The organism is Bathymodiolus thermophilus thioautotrophic gill symbiont (assembly GCF_003711265.1).
Lineage (GTDB): Bacteria > Pseudomonadota > Gammaproteobacteria > PS1 > Pseudothioglobaceae > Thiodubiliella.
In genome coordinates this window covers 2,593,241-2,610,047 of the sequence record NZ_CP024634.1, presented here as the reverse complement: position 1 = coordinate 2,610,047, position 16,807 = coordinate 2,593,241, and the positions used below count along the sequence as shown (strand labels likewise).

Here is a 16,807-nt window from a genome sequence, read left to right as displayed (position 1 = left end):
TACGCCTTTTATTGGATGGTAACTCTTGCGAATTTGCGTTTGCCAACTTGATAGACTTCTGTGCCTGCTTTTGGTTCAAAATTTCTATCGGTGATTTTTTCGCCATTGATTTTAGCACCCCCCTGTTTGATCATTTGATAGGCGTTTGAGGTGCTGGGGCAAAGTCCTGCGTCTTTGAGTAGATTGGCGATTTTGATGCCTGTATCAAAGGTAAATTCTGCCATTTCATCGGGGATTTGATTTTTAGAAAAGCGGTCAATGAAATTTTGTTGTGCTTGTTGGGCGGCGTCGGCATTATGGAAGCGGGTAATGATTTCTTCGGCGAGGATAAATTTAATGTCTCTTGGGTTTTTGCCTTGAGCCATTGCTTGCTGTAAATCGGCAATGGCTGTTAAGCTTTGAAAACTCAACAGTTCGAAATAACGCCACATTAGCACATCTGAAATTGACATAATTTTGCCAAACATATCATCGGGCGTGTCGTCAATACCGATATAGTTATTGAGAGATTTTGACATTTTTTGCACACCGTCTAATCCTTCTAAAATCGGCATGGTGAGAATAACTTGTTGCTCTTGTTTGGCTTGTTTTTGCAGTTCTCTGCCTACCAATAGGTTAAATTTTTGGTCAGTGCCGCCGATTTCTACATCGCTTGCCAATTCGACAGAATCGTTGCCTTGAACCAAAGGGTATAGGAATTCGTGGGTGGAAATGGCTTGTCCTGATTTGTAGCGTTTGGAAAAATCATCGCGTTCTAGCATTCTGGCAACTGTTTGTTTGCTGGCAAGTTGAATAAATTCCATTGGCGTCATTTTGTCCATCCATTGTGAATTGAATACAATTGTGGTTTTATTTTTGTCTAGAATTTTAAATACTTGTTCGGTGTAACTTTTGGCGTTTTCTTGCACTTGTTCTCTTGAAAGTGGTGGGCGAGTTTTACTTTTGCCCGTTGGGTCGCCAATCATCGCAGTGAAATCACCGATTAAAAATTGGATTTCATGACCCAAATCTTGTAACTGCTTGAGTTTGTTGATTAAAACGGTATGTCCTAGATGCAAATCAGGTGCGGTTGGATCAAAGCCGGCTTTGATTTTTAAAACTTTTTTGCGTTTCAGTTTGTCTTTTAGTTCTTCAAGTGGCAAGATTTCATCAGTGCCACGCTGGAAAATTTCTAATTGTTGGTTTATATCCACTTTAATCCTTGTTGTGTGTATTCATTAAGTTTGTTATCAGCTGAAAGTAAGGTCCAGTTATTTTGCAAGCACAGCCAAACAAGCAATCGGTCAAATGGGTCTTTGTGTTTTTTAACGGGGGGAAGTTGGTGAGAATTTGCCATGGTTTGTGCGTCTATATCAATTATTTTTAGGTTCATTTTTTTGGCAATTTTTACCAATTGTTCGGGCGAAAAGCCAAATAATTCTAATTTTCCTTTTTGAAACTTTAATGCAATTTCTAAAAAACTAATATTACTAATGTAAATGTTTTCTCGGGCATTTTGTAATATTTGCAGTTGGTGCTGATTAATTTTTTCTGGGTATTTTATCAGCCAAAGAAAAATATGTGTATCAATAATATACATTGAAATTTTTGTATAAATATGGATTGGTAGAATTCAATTTTTGATGATTGTTCATATTTTATGCAAAGGCCTCTATATTATTTCAAGTCTAATAATTCTTCAGCAGTCATTTCCCAGTCATCATGTATTTTAAAATCAAATGCATCGTTGTCTTTATACAGACCAATTTTAATGGGTTGGATTTCTGTTTCTTGGTAAGGGATGATTTTGGCGATTTTTTTTTGTTTTCTGCCGTATTCAATCACAAAACTTTCGCCATTTTGTACTTGTTTTAACACATCAGAAAAATTGTTCTTTGCATCGGCACTTGAAATATTTAACATGAGCTTAGACTGTTACTAAAATTTTTATTTTAACCTAAGTTGCCAAGTTGTCAAGTTTGGGAAAATGCAGACTGAAAAGATTTTTTTGGCAATTATTTTCTAATATGCCCATCACCCAACACGATATATTTTTGTGAAGTGAGTCCTTCTAAACCCACAGGGCCACGCACATGAAATTTGTCAGTGCTGATGCCAATTTCGGCACCAAGTCCGTATTCAAAGCCATCGGCAAAAGCAGTAGAGGCATTCACCATGATTGAGGAGGAATCTACTTCGCTCATAAAGCGCCGTGTAGAAGTGTAATTTTCGCTAACAATGGATTCGGTGTGTCCTGAGCCGTAGGTTTCAATGTGGTTAATGGCATCGGATATTGAGTTGACAATGCGAATGGATAAAATGGCATCCAGGTACTCTGTGTTCCAGTCTTCTTCTGTGGCTTGTTTGATTTGTTTTGAGAGTTTTTGTGTTTCTATACAGCCTCTGAGTTCTACGCCTTTGGCAATAAATTCTGCAACAAGTTCGGGCATAATGCGCCCTACAGCAGAAGCGTGTACCAATAAAGTTTCGGTGGCATTGCAGACGCCATAACGCCGTGTTTTGCCATTAAAGGCAATATCAATGGCTTTTTGAGTGTCAGCATCTTTGTCGATATAAGTGTGACAAATGCCGTGCAGGTGTTTAATCACAGGTACTTTGGCATTGTTGCTAATGGCTTCAACCAAGCCCTTGCCGCCGCGTGGAATAATGGCATCTATATAATCAGAGGCTTTAACCAGTTCGGTAACTGCTGCACGGTCGGTGGTGTTGATTAATTGCACGCAGTTTTGGTCTAAATCTGCATCAATTAAACCTTGTTTTACACAAGTATAAAGTGCTAAATTGGAATGAATGGCTTCAGATCCGCCACGCAAAATTGCACCGTTACCTGATTTAAGGCAAAGTGCTGCGGCATCAATTGTTACATTAGGGCGGGATTCGTAAATAATGCCCATTACCCCAAGTGGCACTCGCATTTTGCCCACTTGAATGCCACTTGGGCGGAATTTAAGATTGGTAATTTCTCCAACTGGGTCGGGTAGGGCGGCAATTTGATTAAGGCTTTCAATAATGCCGTCTAAGCGTGCATCGTCCAGCATCAATCTGTCTAATAGTGCCGCATCCAGTCCGCTGGATTTGCCTTGTTCTAAGTCTTTTTGGTTGGCGTTTAAAATGTCTTTGCGGTTTTGATTAACTTGTGTGGCGATGTTATTTAAGGCGTTGTTTTTGTGTTGTGTGCTGGCACTGCGGAGTGTTTTTGCAGCGGTGCGTGCATTTTTACCGAGTGTGGTGATTAAATTGGTTATTGAGTCCATAATGTTTTCCCTGCAATGGTTAGTAATAATGCGCGTAATTCGTCAATGACATTGAGATTATCCATGCCTTTGATTGAGCGGTCAATGCGCCCAAGTGACAATAATATTTTTTGTAAATGCTGATAAGGCAGGCGTTTTAGTGCATTGCCAATGGTTGCTTGCCTATTTTTCCATACTCTATGGTTGTTTAGCACGCTGTCGATTTGCTTTACTTGTTGCAATTCAATTGCCATATTAATGATTGCATCAATTTCTCGGTAGAGTGCACCACTTAGCATAATCGGCATTGCTGTACTGTCGGTCATTGTTGCGTAAATTTTTAGCACTTGATTGCTGTCGCCTGCTAATGCGGAATCGATGAGGTTGTAAACTGTGTATTGAGATTGTTGGTTAAGCTGTTGCAGATAATCTTGGGTATCGATATTGCCATCGGGGTAAGCCATCTTGAGTTTTTGGATTTCTTGCATAGATGCCAGTAAATTGCCTTCGGTGTAGTAGGCGATGCCTTCTGCGATTTTTTGGTTGGCTTGTAGTTCTGATTCTGCCATGTGATTAGCAATCCAGCCGACCAAATGGTCTTTTTGCATTTCCCAAACTTGAACGATAACGCCATATTGATCAAGTGTTTTAAACCATTTGCTTTTTTGTTGCGCAAAATCAAGTTTTCCAGTGGAGACAATAAATAAAATGTCACTTGGTAGGCTTGAGGCAATTTTAGTGAGTGCCTTTGAGCCTTTGACGCCAATTTTGCCTGTTTTTAAGCGACATTCAATAATGCGTTTTGGTGAAAATAACGATACGGCTGAAAGCTCGGCAGTGATTGCAGTCCAATCAAAATTACCATCTATTTCAAAACTAACTCTGTCATCAAAGCCTTGTGCTTTTGCGCTGTTTTTGATGTAAGTTAAACTTTGTTCGGTCAACAAGAGTTCTGGGCCAAAAACAAAGTAAAGAGAATTGAGTTGCTTGGCTACATTATTTTTCAATTGTTCAGGTTTAATTCTCATCTAGGTACTCCAGCCTTCTTAATAGTTCTGTAATAATGGTACTGCGGAGTTGTGTATAACTTGCATCAATTTGTAGCCTATTGGCTTGTGTTGTAGGTAGTTTGCCCGTGGTTGTGCTGGCGCTTAGGGTTTTGGATAACAATAATTTTTTGTTGCGAAATATTTTAACTGGTACGCTAAGTGTTAGCGTGTGACTACTGGCAGTACCGTCTAAATAAGTAGCGGCTTGTTTTCTTTGTGCTTCATTGCCAACTTGGACAATGAAAGATTGAGCTGCTTCTGTATCAAAATGTTCTTTAAGTTTGATTGCAAATACGCTGTCTGTTTTGCCAGTGATTGATGCATTAAGTGCTACAACTTTGGTGGGTATGTGAAAATCACAAGCGCCCAGTAAACTGGAAAGGAGAATAATGACAAAGAGGCTGGTTTTTGACATATTTTTTTATCAAATATAAGGTTGAAAGTAAGAATTATGACAGAATTTGAATTTATTTGTGCATTAAACCTTAAAAAACACACATTCTATTTCTGTAATATGCGGGTACATAATAGGGTATATTTGTTGCCTTAATTTTTCTTAATTTTTCTTAATTTTTTATTATGCTTAAAAGTTTATTATTTTGGTTAGTTTTGGGTACTGTGGCAAGTTCAATCTTCAGTCAGTTTCAGTCCAATGAAGAGAAAGACAGCATTACCTATTCTCAGTTTATTCAAAGCGTCAAACAGGGCGATGTTTCCAATGTAACCATTTCAGGTAGCAATATTACTGGCATAGGTTCAGACGGAAAAGCGTTTGTTACTTACAGTCCTGGCGACTTAGGTTTGATGGGTGATTTGCTTAATAATGGGGTTGATGTGGTTGCCAAGCCACCTGAAAAAGATGGATTTTTTAAGCAGTTGATTATTTCATTAGCGCCAATTTTATTATTGATTGGGGTTATTCTTTATACAATGAAAGGGGCTGGTGGCGCAATGGGTGGCAAAAATCCCATGAGTTTTGGCAAGTCTAAGGCAAGACTAATCCCCAAAGATGAATCAAACATTACTTTTAAAGATGTGGCTGGCGTAGAAGAGGCCAAAGAAGATGTAAAAGAGTTGGTGGATTTTTTATCTGAACCAAGTAAATTTACCAAAGTCGGTGGCAAAATTCCCAAAGGGGTTTTGTTGGTTGGCCCTCCAGGTACAGGTAAAACCTTATTGGCTAAAGCCATTGCAGGCGAGGCAGAAGTGCCATTTTTCTTCATTTCAGGATCTGATTTTGTTGAAATGTTTGTGGGTGTTGGCGCTTCACGCGTTCGTGATATGTTTGAACAAGCCAAGAAAAATGCACCTTGTATTATTTTTATTGATGAAATTGATGCAGTGGGTCGTCAACGAGGCGCTGGCATGGGCGGTGGTCATGATGAGCGAGAGCAAACACTCAATCAAATGTTGGTTGAAATGGATGGTTTTGAAGGGTCTGAAGGCATTATCGTCATTGCCGCTACCAACCGTCCAGATGTGCTTGACCCTGCGTTGCTCAGACCGGGGCGTTTTGATCGTCAGGTCATGGTGGGTTTGCCAGATATTAGTGGTCGTGATGCGATTCTAAAAGTACACATGAAAAAATTACCAATTGCAAAAAATGTTAAAACCAGTGATATTGCCAAAGGCACACCCGGTTTTTCAGGGGCAGATTTAGCAAATTTATGCAATGAAGCGGCGTTGATTACCGCGGGTAAGGACAAAGAATTGGTGGGTATGCAGGAATTTGAAAAAGCCAAAGACAAGATTATGATGGGTGCTGAACGCAAATCAATGGTTATGGATGAAGCCGAAAAAGAAATGACCGCTTACCATGAATCAGGGCATGCGATTGTTGGCCGTTTAGTGCCTGAACACGACCCAGTTTACAAGGTTAGTATTATTCCTAGAGGGCGTGCGCTAGGGGTAACGATGTTTTTGCCAGAAAAGGACAGTTACAGTATCTCTAGACGCAAATTGAACTCGCAAGTGGCATCATTATTCGGTGGCCGTATTGCTGAAGAGTTGATTTATGGTGCAGATGGCGTGACTACAGGTGCCAGTAATGACATTGAGCGGGCTACTGAGATTGTGCATAAAATGGTAAAACAATGGGGTATGTCTGATATTTTAGGGCCTTTGGCGTATGGTGAAGATGAAGGCGAGGTGTTTTTAGGGCGCCAAGTGACTAAGCATAAGCATATTTCAGAAGACACTTTTAAAATAATTGATGCTGAAATTCGCAAAGTTATTGACGCCAACTATGAAATAGCCAAAAAAATATTGACAGATAATATTGATATTTTGCACACCATGACTAAGGCGCTAATGGAATTTGAAACCATTGATAAAGAACAAATTGACGACTTAATGGAAAGAAGACCGATGCGTGAGGCGGCAGTTATTGTTGATTCTGATATTGCTTCTACTGAATTGGGCAAAACTATTGAGCCAGCAGCAGATGCCAGTGATGACAAGGCCAATGAAGCACCAAGTGGCAATACTACTGAGCAAGTCGCCTAAGTTTTCATTGGGTCATTGTTAATGACTGTGCAAACAAAAATTATGGGTGTATTAAATGTAACCCCCGACTCGTTTTCTGACGGCGGACAACATTTTAATAGTGCTGATGCCATTCAAGGTGCACAGCGTATGATTGAGCAAGGTGTTGATATAATTGATGTTGGTGGTGAGTCAAGCCGCCCAAATGCCGACCCCGTTTCTGTTGTAGATGAAATTCAACGCGTTATTCCCGTTATTGAGACGCTGATTAAAATTACTAACACGCCTATTTCAATTGACACCTCAAAGCCAGAAGTAATGGCACAAGCCGTTAAAGCGGGTGCCAGTATGATTAATGATATTTATGCCTTGCGTGTTGAGGGTGCATTAAAAACAGCGAGTGAATTGGGCGTTAATATTTGTTTGATGCATATGCAAGGCAATCCAAGCAATATGCAAAATAACCCTGTGTATGGGGATGTGGTAGATGATATTAAACATTTTTTTGAACAAAGAATTGAGGCTTGTGTTGGTGCAGGTATTGGCACAGAAAAGTTAATCTTAGACCCCGGTTTTGGTTTTGGTAAAACTTACGAACATAATTTAGAAATTTTACGCCGTTTTAATGAATTCAAAAGTTTTGGTTTGCCATTATTAGCAGGGTTATCACGCAAAAGAATGATTGCTCAAATGCTTAACGATAGGAAAATAAAAGGAAGGGTTGTTGGTAGCACTATGGCGGCCATAATCGCAATTCAGAAGGGGGCAAATATGGTGCGTGTGCATGATGTTTTGGCAACCAAAGATGCGTTAACAATATTACAGAAGGTGGAGAAATGAATCATTATTTTGGAACAGATGGTATTCGTGGCGAAGTCGGTATTGAACCAATTACGGCAGATTTTTTTTTAAAATTAGGCTGGGCAGTCGGCTCAGTTTTGGCACAAAAAAACAAAAAACCCAGTGTTGTTATCGGCAAAGACACCCGTGTTTCAGGGTATTTGTTTGAATCTGCACTAGAGGCAGGTTTTTTATCTGCTGGCGTAGATGTTGGGCTACTTGGCCCAATGCCAACCCCCGCAGTGGCATATTTAACGCAAACTTACGGCGCTACAGCAGGCGTGGTAATCAGTGCATCGCATAACCATTTTCAAGACAATGGGGTTAAATTCTTTTCTGATAAAGGGCTTAAACTCAGTAGCCAAGATCAAAAAAATATTGAAGAACAATTGCAACAGTTAATGGTTAGCGTGAGCAGTGAAAACATCGGCAAAGCCATTCGACATGAGCAATCCTTGGAGCATTACATTGATTTTTGTAAACATTCGTTTGACAAAAACCTTAATTTATCTGGCCTTAATATTGTAGTTGACTGTGCGAATGGTGCCACTTATCACATTGCAAAAGATGTGTTTTCTGAGTTGGGTGCCAATACCACCGTTATCCATAACCAGCCGAATGGGTTTAATATTAATCTTGATTGCGGTGCGACTAATACCCAGAATTTACAACAAGTTGTGGTGGAGAAAAAAGCCGATTTAGGGATTGCTTTTGATGGCGATGGCGATCGTTTAATGATGGTTGACAGTCAAGGCGAATTGATTGATGGTGACGAGTTGGTTTTTATTATTGCCAAAGCGTGGCAATCGCAAGACCGACTTAAAAATAATACGGTGGTTGGTACTAAAATGACCAATCTAGGCGTACAACATAGTTACAAAGATTTGAACATTAATTTTATTGAAGCTGATGTGGGTGATAGATTTGTTATGCAGCAAATGCAACAAAACAATGCCATTCTCGGTGGCGAAGGCTCAGGGCATATTATTTGCCTTGATCAAACCACTTCAGGTGATGGCATTATTGCTGCTTTACAAGTATTAGAAGTGCTGGTTAAAAGTGGTAAAACACTCCATGCATTAAAATCTGAAGTGCAGAAATATCCACAAGTATTGATCAATGTTAAAGTCAAAGAAAAGATTGATTTATTGCAACATCAAGCCTTACAACAGGCGCAACTTAAAGTGGAAAATGATTTGGGTGGGGCAGGTAGAGTGTTAATTCGTGCTTCTGGTACTGAGCCACTTATTCGAGTGATGGTTGAAGGTAAGGATTTGAACTTAGTGCAGCAAAGTGCCGAGGCATTGGTTGCCATACTTCGTTAAGTTTATTTTTGTTTTGAGCATATTAGAATTTCCAATTAAGTCGTATGATAAGCATGGATTAAGCATTGCTTTTATTTTTGACATGCCAATAGAGGTCTTTGTATAATATTTATATTTTCTATTACTGTGCTGTTTTTCTTACAAAACGATAAAGCCATATTTTGACCGAAGTAATGTCTGCTTGCATATATTTAACTACTTATTTATAGCTTTTGTGATTTTGTAGATGAGAGAAAACTAACAACCTAACTTTTGTTCTTGGATGTGCTTCAGTTTGAGACAATCATTTAAAGTTGTAATCAAATATTTTTTATGATAACGCCATGCCATTTTCAAAAATAAACTAAACAATCTGGCATTCATCCTCATCCCAAGCATTAGTAGAGACCTTTGCATAAATATGGATGATTAGCAAAATTCAATTTTTGTCCAATTGGTAATTTTCTTCAATCTTGTCCTAGCAGGGCTAAGGCTGGGTTTAAAAAATTACCAAGTGGGTAAAACGAGGATTGTTGATGATTATTTATATTTATGCAAAGGTCTCTAGTAGTAAAAATATCTGTTCTACCAATAAGTAGCACAAGTATTTTTACTACTAATATTTGGGCGATTATAAGTGCTATATCATTCATTTTAAAAAAGTATTGACATATTTTTCTGAATAATATACAATCAAGGCTTGCAACTTACAATATACGAAATCATAAATTTATTATTGTTTTGCTCAATTCATTTTATTGAACTTATGATTGAGTATAGATAAAGTAAAAAGGTACACTATATTTGTATTGCAAGATTTTATATTTATATTGAAGAGAAGTAATGCATTATAGTAAAAAAATAAAAAAAAGTACAAAAAAAACTTCTATTTTTTTGATATCTTTTATTTCTAATACAGTGTTTGGTTCAATTGTGTATCCTGTTGCAATTCCAGGTACGGGAAGTACAGTACAAAAACTTGATTTTGAGAAAGAAAAAAGAGGGAGTAGTGATTTTTTTTATAATCATGGATGGGCGGGTCAAGGTTACGGGTTAACTGGAACTCAAAGAGGCGCCCCAGAAAGCATTAAAGTAGGTCGTACTCCGAATGTTAAAAGTGGCTTCTCGGATTCAAGTTTATTTTCTGGTAAAAAATCTCTCCAATTCTACTCCCATATTCGCAATTCTCAATGGCATGACGATCACTCTACTGGAGGAACAAAGTATTACAGTGGCGTAGACAAAGAGAACCAAGATGATTTTTTTATGCCTATCATAAACAAAAAAGGATGGGTGGCATCCGATACTCCTGCTGTTTTAATGCATATATACACCGAAGGTATTTCCTTAATGGACAGTCTCCAATACACATCGCTCAGAATGCCTACTGTGTCCAAATTTTGGAATGGTACGAAGGCCCGGTGGCCAGGAATTTGGATATACCAAAACCCAAGAAATCTAAAATATACAATAAGTTTACGCCGCCCTGCCCCCTCTTCTATGGATGTGTCATTTGATTTCCCTGGGGTAAAAAAAATACAAGAATCTACATGGTGGACATTAGGTCTTAGTGTCACACCTAATGGCAATATACATTATTTTTTAGCAGATTCTTATGTTGAAAATCTAACCATGGAGCACTATTTAACCTCTTCTTTTCAGTTATATGATTCTGAAAAGAAAAATCGAGTGAAGGTTGCATATCAAACAGAGTCCGTTGTTATGATTTCAAATTACGCAACTAAAAAGCACAGGCAGTCTATTGATGATATTCTTTACACAACTAATAATGCAACCATAAATGCTTGGGGAACAAATGACAGAAAAGGAAAGATAAACACAATTTATGTGTACGAAAATCCATATACTCAAAAAACTGAATATTTTAGTCTTCAAAAGTTGAACCATCATGGGCGTTATAAAGATTTTCCGACGGATGAAACCAATAACGATTATTGGCTATATTTAGGCAATGTGTTATCTGAGGCTATTAAGCTTAACCAAGAAATTTCAAAATACAAGCATTGGGGTGACGATAGTAGAATGGCTAATTTAGGAGATGAATTTGGATATTTTAATCCGTATAGTAAGCGCTATGAGGTATTTAAACTTGTGGGTTTGGGGAGGAATAAAAAGTATCAATCCTTTCCAGTAAATGGTGGCGATAATTATTATTGGAAATTTTTAAAGGTTTTAGGTTTCAATGTTGGCGGTAATCTTTTAAAAAACAACAACGCTCAAGAGGGTTTAAAATATTGGAATATCATTGAAAATGGTGGAAAAGGTTTCGCCTCTGGCTTTTACAACAATAGTGTTAATAAGGGCTTTAACACCTCATATCTTTGGAACATTAAAGAGCAAACAATTGATATGAATGAATTTGGCATATTAGATGATAATGACAAGGTGTTAGTTAGTGCCGAATTTAAGGATACATATTGTAGTAACGACTATTTGCTTTTAGAAGTAGAGTTGAAGGATAAAGATCATAATATTATTAATCGGTTTTCCACTGGAAAGAGACCGACAAAAACACCAAAACTTTGCATTTGGAATGGAGACCGATCAGTGGAAAAAGTCTCTCAAATTATCGACATCCCAGCAGGAAAGACCGTGCATTATATTACTTATAGAGATGGTGGTAAAGACAAGGAGTTTTGGGCAGGAAGATATGGAGTGGTTATTAGTAACGCCAAAATTACCACAGAAAGAAATTAAGGAGTGTAAATTCACATTATATAAATATGAATAATCACCAAGGATTCACTTTTTTACCCACTTAGTCATTTTTTAAACCCAGCCTTAGCCCTGTTAGGACAAAGTTTAATAAAATCACCAATTTGACAAAAATTGTATTTTGTTAATACATATTTATGTAAAGGTCTTAAGGATAGTAATTTAAAGTCGTAATCAAATATTTTTTATAGATGACATAATGTGATTTTTTCCAATGTAGAGTTATTGTTAGTAGGTCTGATTTTTATGTGGGCAGGATTTGTGCGCACGGGACTTGGGTTTGGCGGTGCAGCACTGGGATTGCCATTAATGTTGTTGATAGGGGCATCGCCAGTTTATTGGTTGCCTGTGGTTGGTATTCATCTGTTGTTTTTTTCGTCATTAACTTTGTTGAAATCAATTAAAAAGGTGGATTGGGTGTATCTTAGACAATCGCTTATTTGGATTATTCCACCAACTTTGATTGGGGTATTTGGGTTGATTGCGTTGCCTGATAAAGTGATGATTATATTTGTGTATTCGATTACGATTTTTTACGCTGTTATTTGGGTTTCTAATCAAAAAATTACCTCGCATCAGCCGTGGGTGGATAAACTTTTGTTGGTTTTAGGTGGTTATGTGGCAGGCACTTCGCTGACAGGTGCACCGTTGATAGTGGCAGTGTATATGCGTTATGTGGCGAAGGAATATTTGCGTAATACGCTGTTTGTACTGTGGTTTATTTTGGTGGGAATTAAGATGAGCACTTTTGTAGCATTTGGGGTGGTAATTGATTGGCAGTTGTCATTGTTGCTAATTCCTACGGCGACAATTGGGCATTTGATAGGGCTTAAATTACACGATAAAATTATTCAAAATGATAGGTTGTTTAAGCGCTGGGTTGGGGCGGTGTTGCTGTTGATCAGTTCATTTGGTTTGTTGAAGATTATTTTGTGAGACCTTCTATCAAAGGCCTTTGCATAAATATGAATAATCATCAAAAATCCACTTTTTACCCACTTGGCAATTTTCTAGGGGGTAAAAATTGAATTTTGCCAACCATCCGTATTTATACAAAGGCCTCATTGCGTTATAATGTTACATAACGATTTAACAAAATGAGGTGGTTATGTTGCAAGCAACGAGGGACATACGCAAATCGGTTGATTTTTTCCAAACTGATAGGGTGATTAACATTATTGAAGGCAATCTGCCGTATCGTTATTTCATTAACAAGCGAGACGAGTTAAAGCAAGATGCGGATGCTTGCATTTATGAGACCTGCGCATAAATATGAATAATCATCAAAAATCTACTTTTCACCCACTTAGTATTTTTTCCAGCAACGCCCAACAATCCTTTAGGCGGGCAAGCCTAGCCTTAGTCTTGTTGGGGCAAGGTTTAAGAAAATCACTGATTTGGTTAGCATCACACAGCAATCCTCTAGGAGGGCAAAAATTAAATTTTGCTCATCATCTATATTTATGCACAGGCCTCATTGGTGAAATTCGTTCTTTGTTAAAGAATAGAATTAAAAATGAAGTGGACAGTGTTGCCAATGAATTAGATGATATTCGTCAGGCTTTATGCGAGTTGTTATACGAGGGTTTTTATGAATGAGTATGTTCTGATTCTCGTTAGTACCATTTTGGTGAACAATTTTGTCTTGGTGAAGTTTTTAGGCTTGTGTCCATTTATGGGTGTGTCTAGGCAAATTGATACGGCAATTGGTATGGGCTTTGCCACGACTTTTGTGCTGACTTTGGCGAGTGTAAGCAGTTATTTGATTAATGCTTATATTTTGATTCCATTTGAGCTGGAATATCTACGAACGATTGCTTTTATTGTTACGATTGCAGGCGTGGTAGGTTTTACGGAATTGGTGGTGAACAAGACTTCTCCTGTTTTGCATCAGTCTTTGGGTGTATTTTTGCCACTGATTACGACAAATTGTGCGGTCTTAGGGGTGGCGTTATTAAATGTGAATCAAGACAATGGATTTTTGGCATCAGCCGTGTATGGTTTTGGTGCGGCGGTTGGTTTTTCTTTTGTGTTGGTATTATTTTCGAGTATTCGTGAGCATATTGATGGGGCAGATGTGCCTATTGTGTTTCAGGGTGTGCCTATTGCGCTCATTACTGCTGGGTTGATGTCAATGGCGTTTATGGGTTTTATTGGATTGGCATGATTGCATATGTTTGATTCAATTCTTATTTTTTCCATTTTGTCTTTAATCTTAGGATTGTTGTTAGGCTATGCTGCGATTAAATTTAAGGTTAAAGGCAATCCGTTGGTAGATCAAATTGATGCACTTTTGCCCCAAACTCAATGTGGGCAATGTGATTTTGCGGGATGTCGCCCTTATGCTGAGGCAATTGCCAAAGGGGAGGCGCAAATTAATCAGTGTCCCCCCGGTGGACAAGATGGCGTGGATGCTTTGGCACAGTTGCTGGATGTGGAAACGCTGTTGCTGAATGAAGAATTTGGAGAAAATACAACCGACCATGTGGTGGTGGTTGATGAGCAAGTTTGTATTGGTTGCACTTTGTGCATTCAAGCCTGCCCTGTGGATGCTTTTGTGGGGGCTTCTAAGGTTATGACAACAGTGATTGAAGAGGAATGCACGGGTTGTGATTTGTGTATTCCAGTGTGTCCTGTAGATTGTATTCACATTAAAGAAACGCAACAAACATTAAAGAATTATATACCGAATATAAACGAGGTAACAACACATGCGTGATGCCTTTAGTGCCTTTAATGACGGTATTGTGATGACCAATCCCTATCCTGTAGACCAGGTAGAAATCGTGCAAGCGCCACTGCCGGATAAAGTTGTATTGCCGTTGCAACAGCGCATAGGCGATGAGGCGATACCTTGTGTTGTGGTGGGTGATAAAGTGTTGACAGGGCAGATAATTGCGCAAACACAAGATGTGTTTTGCGTGCCTATTCATGCCTCAATTTCTGGTACGGTGGTGGCAATTGACGAACAAATTATTCCGCATAAATCTGGCTTGAAATCAACATGTATTACCATTCAATCTGATGGCAAAGATGTGTGGATTGAGCGTGAAGATTGTGGTGATTTTCTGCATTGTTCGCCTGAAACTTTGATTCAGCATATACAACAATCGGGCATTATTGGCTTGGGTGGCGCAGGATTTCCCACGCATTCAAAACTCAGTAAATCACTTGATTGCCATACGCTCATTATCAATGCCACCGAGTGCGAGCCAGGGATTATGTGTGACGATGCTTTGATGCAACATTATCCACGAGAAGTGGTGCGTGGCGTGGAGATTTTGCTACATATTAGTGGTGCAAGTCAAGCGGTTATTGCCATTGAAGACGATAAGCCTGAGGCCTATCGATCGTTATTAATGTTTAATCACAATGACAAAATTAGCATTGTTCAAATCCCAACTAAATACACTTCTGGTGCGGAAAAGTTATTGATTAAGACTTTATTCAATGTTGAAATTCCATCAGGTGGATTTGCCACCGACAAAGGTTTTGTTTGTCAAAATGTTGCCACCAGTAAGGCCATTTTTGATGCCGTGATTGAGAACAAGCCACTGGTTTCTAGAATTGTAACCGTAACAGGCAGCGGCGTTGTGCCGAATAATTTTGCCGTGCGGCTGGGCGCATCATTTGCCCATATTGTGGCTCTGGCCAAGCCCGATGATAAACAACATGATATTCGCATGGGGGGCATGATGATGGGTGTTGATGTGGCAACGCTTGCTGTGCCTATTTGTAAGATTAGCAATTGTATTTTTGTTAATCACACAAAAGCCAAGCCCCATGTTCAAGAATGCATTCGTTGTGGGCAATGTAATCAAGCCTGCCCTGTTGGCTTATTGCCACAGCAATTGTATTGGCATGCTAAGAGTGAGCATACTGATAGGGCAATGGATTATAATTTAAGAGATTGTATTGAATGTCGTTGTTGTGATGTGGTGTGTCCGAGCCACATTCCATTGGCTGAGTATTTTTCCTTTGCTAAGGCACTACATCAGCAGCAGATGAGAGAAAAGCACCAAACAGATGTTGCTAGAGAGCGATTTGAATTTAGGGAATATCGTTTAGAGAGAAATAAGCAAGAACGCGCTGAAATGATGGCAAAGAAAAAAATAGAATTGAAGAAAAAAATGGCAAACGACAAAGTGCAAAAAGATAAAATAGCACAAGCCATGGCAAGGGTCAAAAAAACCAAGCAGGATAAAAAATGATAGCAATATTTAACTCAACTTCACAGATGATGCGCCAAGTGATCTACGCTTTAGCATTAGGCATAATTGCGATTTACACCTTCTTCGGCTGGGGCGTTATTGTGCAAATTGTCTTAGCCGTGGTAACTGCACTTGCAACAGAATCCCTCTTTTTAAAAATAAGAAAACGACCTATTATGCCCGCCATTAGTGATGGCTCGGCAGTGCTAACAGCCCTGTTACTAGCCGTGTCAATCCCAAGTATTGCGCCATGGTGGGTGGTGGTCGTGGGGGTGAGTTTTGCGATTATTTTCGGCAAACAACTGTATGGTGGATTAGGCAACAACCCCTTTAATCCAGCGATGCTAGGCTATGCTTTTTTGTTGATTTCTTACCCATTGCCAATGACCACATGGGCAAGTGAATTTATCAATCTTAGCCAAGCATTTGAAATAATATTTAACCTTAATCTCGTTGATGCACTGAGTGGCGCAACGCACTTAGACGAAGTAAAAACCCAATTGGGGCTGGGTAAGATGATAAGTGAAATAAATGTGCATTCAGCCACTCAGGCGTGGGTTAATATGGGATTTTTACTAGGTGGCGTGTATTTACTGATACGCCGAGTTATCTTCTGGCAAATTCCAAGCGCTTTTTTATTAGGCATTGTAGTAACCGCATTCTTCCTATCACTAGGCAGTAGCGAATACTATCTACCTGTGCAAAACCACTTAATGTTAGGCGGTACAATGTTAGGCGCATTCTTCATTGCCACTGACCCAGTCTCAGCCAGCACCACACCAAAAGGGCGACTGATTTATGGTTTTTTAATAGGTGTACTTATTGTCATTATTCGCACCTTTGGCAATTATCCAGACAGTGTTGCTTTTGCCGTATTGTTGATGAACATCACCGTGCCATTGATTGACTATTACACACAGCCCAGAGTTTTTGGCAAGTCAGAATAGAAA

At 38.9% G+C, this 16,807-nt stretch carries 18 protein-coding genes; 11 read left to right on the top strand and 7 right to left on the bottom strand.

The window, feature by feature from the left end; all coding sequences use genetic code 11:
- Window positions 1–8: 8 nt before the first annotated feature.
- The 6 genes from tyrS to MS2017_RS09655 all read right to left on the bottom strand — a co-directional run bounded on the left by tyrS (window position 9) and on the right by MS2017_RS09655 (window position 4,697).
- Window positions 9–1,193 carry a tyrosine--tRNA ligase gene (tyrS, locus tag MS2017_RS09680; protein ID WP_122952039.1) on the bottom strand — a complete coding sequence of 395 codons (1,185 nt, stop codon included), beginning with the start codon at window positions 1,191–1,193 and terminating at the stop codon, window positions 9–11.
- Window positions 1,184–1,579, bottom strand: a complete 396-nt coding sequence (locus MS2017_RS09675) for a type II toxin-antitoxin system VapC family toxin (RefSeq protein WP_122952038.1) — start codon at window positions 1,577–1,579, stop codon at window positions 1,184–1,186. The genes tyrS and MS2017_RS09675 overlap by 10 nt, the downstream gene beginning before the upstream one ends.
- Window positions 1,580–1,656: 77 nt before the next feature.
- On the bottom strand, window positions 1,657–1,902 hold the full coding sequence (locus tag MS2017_RS09670; protein ID WP_071564880.1) for a type II toxin-antitoxin system Phd/YefM family antitoxin: 246 nt from the start codon (window positions 1,900–1,902) through the stop codon (window positions 1,657–1,659).
- 92 nt (window positions 1,903–1,994) lie between these two features.
- The gene (locus MS2017_RS09665; protein ID WP_071565183.1) at window positions 1,995–3,254 is read right to left on the bottom strand and encodes a glutamate-5-semialdehyde dehydrogenase; all 1,260 of its coding nucleotides are present in this window, start codon (window positions 3,252–3,254) and stop codon (window positions 1,995–1,997) included.
- Window positions 3,242–4,261, bottom strand: coding sequence for a DNA polymerase III subunit delta (gene holA, locus MS2017_RS09660; protein ID WP_122952037.1), 1,020 nt, complete (start codon window positions 4,259–4,261; stop codon window positions 3,242–3,244). The genes MS2017_RS09665 and holA overlap by 13 nt, the downstream gene beginning before the upstream one ends.
- Window positions 4,251–4,697, bottom strand: coding sequence for a hypothetical protein (locus MS2017_RS09655; protein ID WP_122952036.1), 447 nt, complete (start codon window positions 4,695–4,697; stop codon window positions 4,251–4,253). The genes holA and MS2017_RS09655 overlap by 11 nt, the downstream gene beginning before the upstream one ends.
- 164 nt (window positions 4,698–4,861) lie before the next feature.
- On the opposite strand from MS2017_RS09655, the gene ftsH reads away from it, so the two are divergent.
- Genes ftsH through glmM form a run of 3 tightly spaced genes read left to right on the top strand, consistent with a single transcriptional unit; the run spans window position 4,862 to window position 8,931 of the window.
- Window positions 4,862–6,787, top strand: a complete 1,926-nt coding sequence (gene ftsH / locus MS2017_RS09650; protein ID WP_071565180.1) for an ATP-dependent zinc metalloprotease FtsH — start codon at window positions 4,862–4,864, stop codon at window positions 6,785–6,787.
- Window positions 6,788–6,829: 42 nt separating this feature from the next.
- On the top strand, window positions 6,830–7,606 hold the full coding sequence (folP, locus tag MS2017_RS09645) for a dihydropteroate synthase (RefSeq protein ID WP_241156928.1): 777 nt from the start codon (window positions 6,830–6,832) through the stop codon (window positions 7,604–7,606).
- Window positions 7,603–8,931, top strand: a complete 1,329-nt coding sequence (gene glmM, locus MS2017_RS09640) for a phosphoglucosamine mutase (RefSeq protein WP_071565178.1) — start codon at window positions 7,603–7,605, stop codon at window positions 8,929–8,931. The genes folP and glmM overlap by 4 nt, the downstream gene beginning before the upstream one ends.
- Window positions 8,932–9,377: 446 nt before the next feature.
- Here the strand turns inward: glmM and MS2017_RS11545 are convergent, their stop codons facing one another.
- Window positions 9,378–9,563 carry a hypothetical protein gene (locus tag MS2017_RS11545; protein ID WP_139458795.1) on the bottom strand — a complete coding sequence of 62 codons (186 nt, stop codon included), beginning with the start codon at window positions 9,561–9,563 and terminating at the stop codon, window positions 9,378–9,380.
- A gap of 190 nt (window positions 9,564–9,753) precedes the next feature.
- On the opposite strand from MS2017_RS11545, the gene MS2017_RS09635 reads away from it, so the two are divergent.
- The 8 genes from MS2017_RS09635 to MS2017_RS09605 all read left to right on the top strand — a co-directional run bounded on the left by MS2017_RS09635 (window position 9,754) and on the right by MS2017_RS09605 (window position 16,804).
- Window positions 9,754–11,628, top strand: a complete 1,875-nt coding sequence (locus MS2017_RS09635) for a hypothetical protein (protein ID WP_122952035.1) — start codon at window positions 9,754–9,756, stop codon at window positions 11,626–11,628.
- A gap of 264 nt (window positions 11,629–11,892) precedes the next feature.
- Window positions 11,893–12,582: a TSUP family transporter gene (locus MS2017_RS09630; RefSeq protein WP_237731911.1), complete on the top strand. Its 690-nt coding sequence runs from the start codon at window positions 11,893–11,895 to the stop codon at window positions 12,580–12,582.
- Window positions 12,583–12,754: 172 nt separating this feature from the next.
- On the top strand, window positions 12,755–12,916 hold the full coding sequence (locus tag MS2017_RS11540; RefSeq protein WP_158009540.1) for a hypothetical protein: 162 nt from the start codon (window positions 12,755–12,757) through the stop codon (window positions 12,914–12,916).
- A gap of 2 nt (window positions 12,917–12,918) precedes the next feature.
- Window positions 12,919–13,245, top strand: a complete 327-nt coding sequence (locus MS2017_RS09625; RefSeq protein WP_122952034.1) for a hypothetical protein — start codon at window positions 12,919–12,921, stop codon at window positions 13,243–13,245.
- Complete coding sequence (gene rsxA, locus MS2017_RS09620; RefSeq protein WP_071565341.1) at window positions 13,238–13,813, top strand: electron transport complex subunit RsxA; 576 nt, start codon at window positions 13,238–13,240, stop codon at window positions 13,811–13,813. The genes MS2017_RS09625 and rsxA overlap by 8 nt, the downstream gene beginning before the upstream one ends.
- A 6-nt stretch (window positions 13,814–13,819) precedes the next feature.
- Complete coding sequence (gene rsxB, locus MS2017_RS09615; RefSeq protein WP_122952033.1) at window positions 13,820–14,365, top strand: electron transport complex subunit RsxB; 546 nt, start codon at window positions 13,820–13,822, stop codon at window positions 14,363–14,365.
- A complete protein-coding gene (gene rsxC, locus MS2017_RS09610) occupies window positions 14,358–15,857 on the top strand; it encodes an electron transport complex subunit RsxC (protein WP_122952032.1) in 1,500 nt (499 codons plus the stop codon). Before rsxB ends, rsxC begins: the two co-directional genes overlap by 8 nt.
- Entirely contained in the window at window positions 15,854–16,804 is a 951-nt protein-coding gene (locus tag MS2017_RS09605) for an RnfABCDGE type electron transport complex subunit D (RefSeq protein ID WP_071565339.1), read from the top strand. The genes rsxC and MS2017_RS09605 overlap by 4 nt, the downstream gene beginning before the upstream one ends.
- Window positions 16,805–16,807 lie beyond the last annotated feature (3 nt).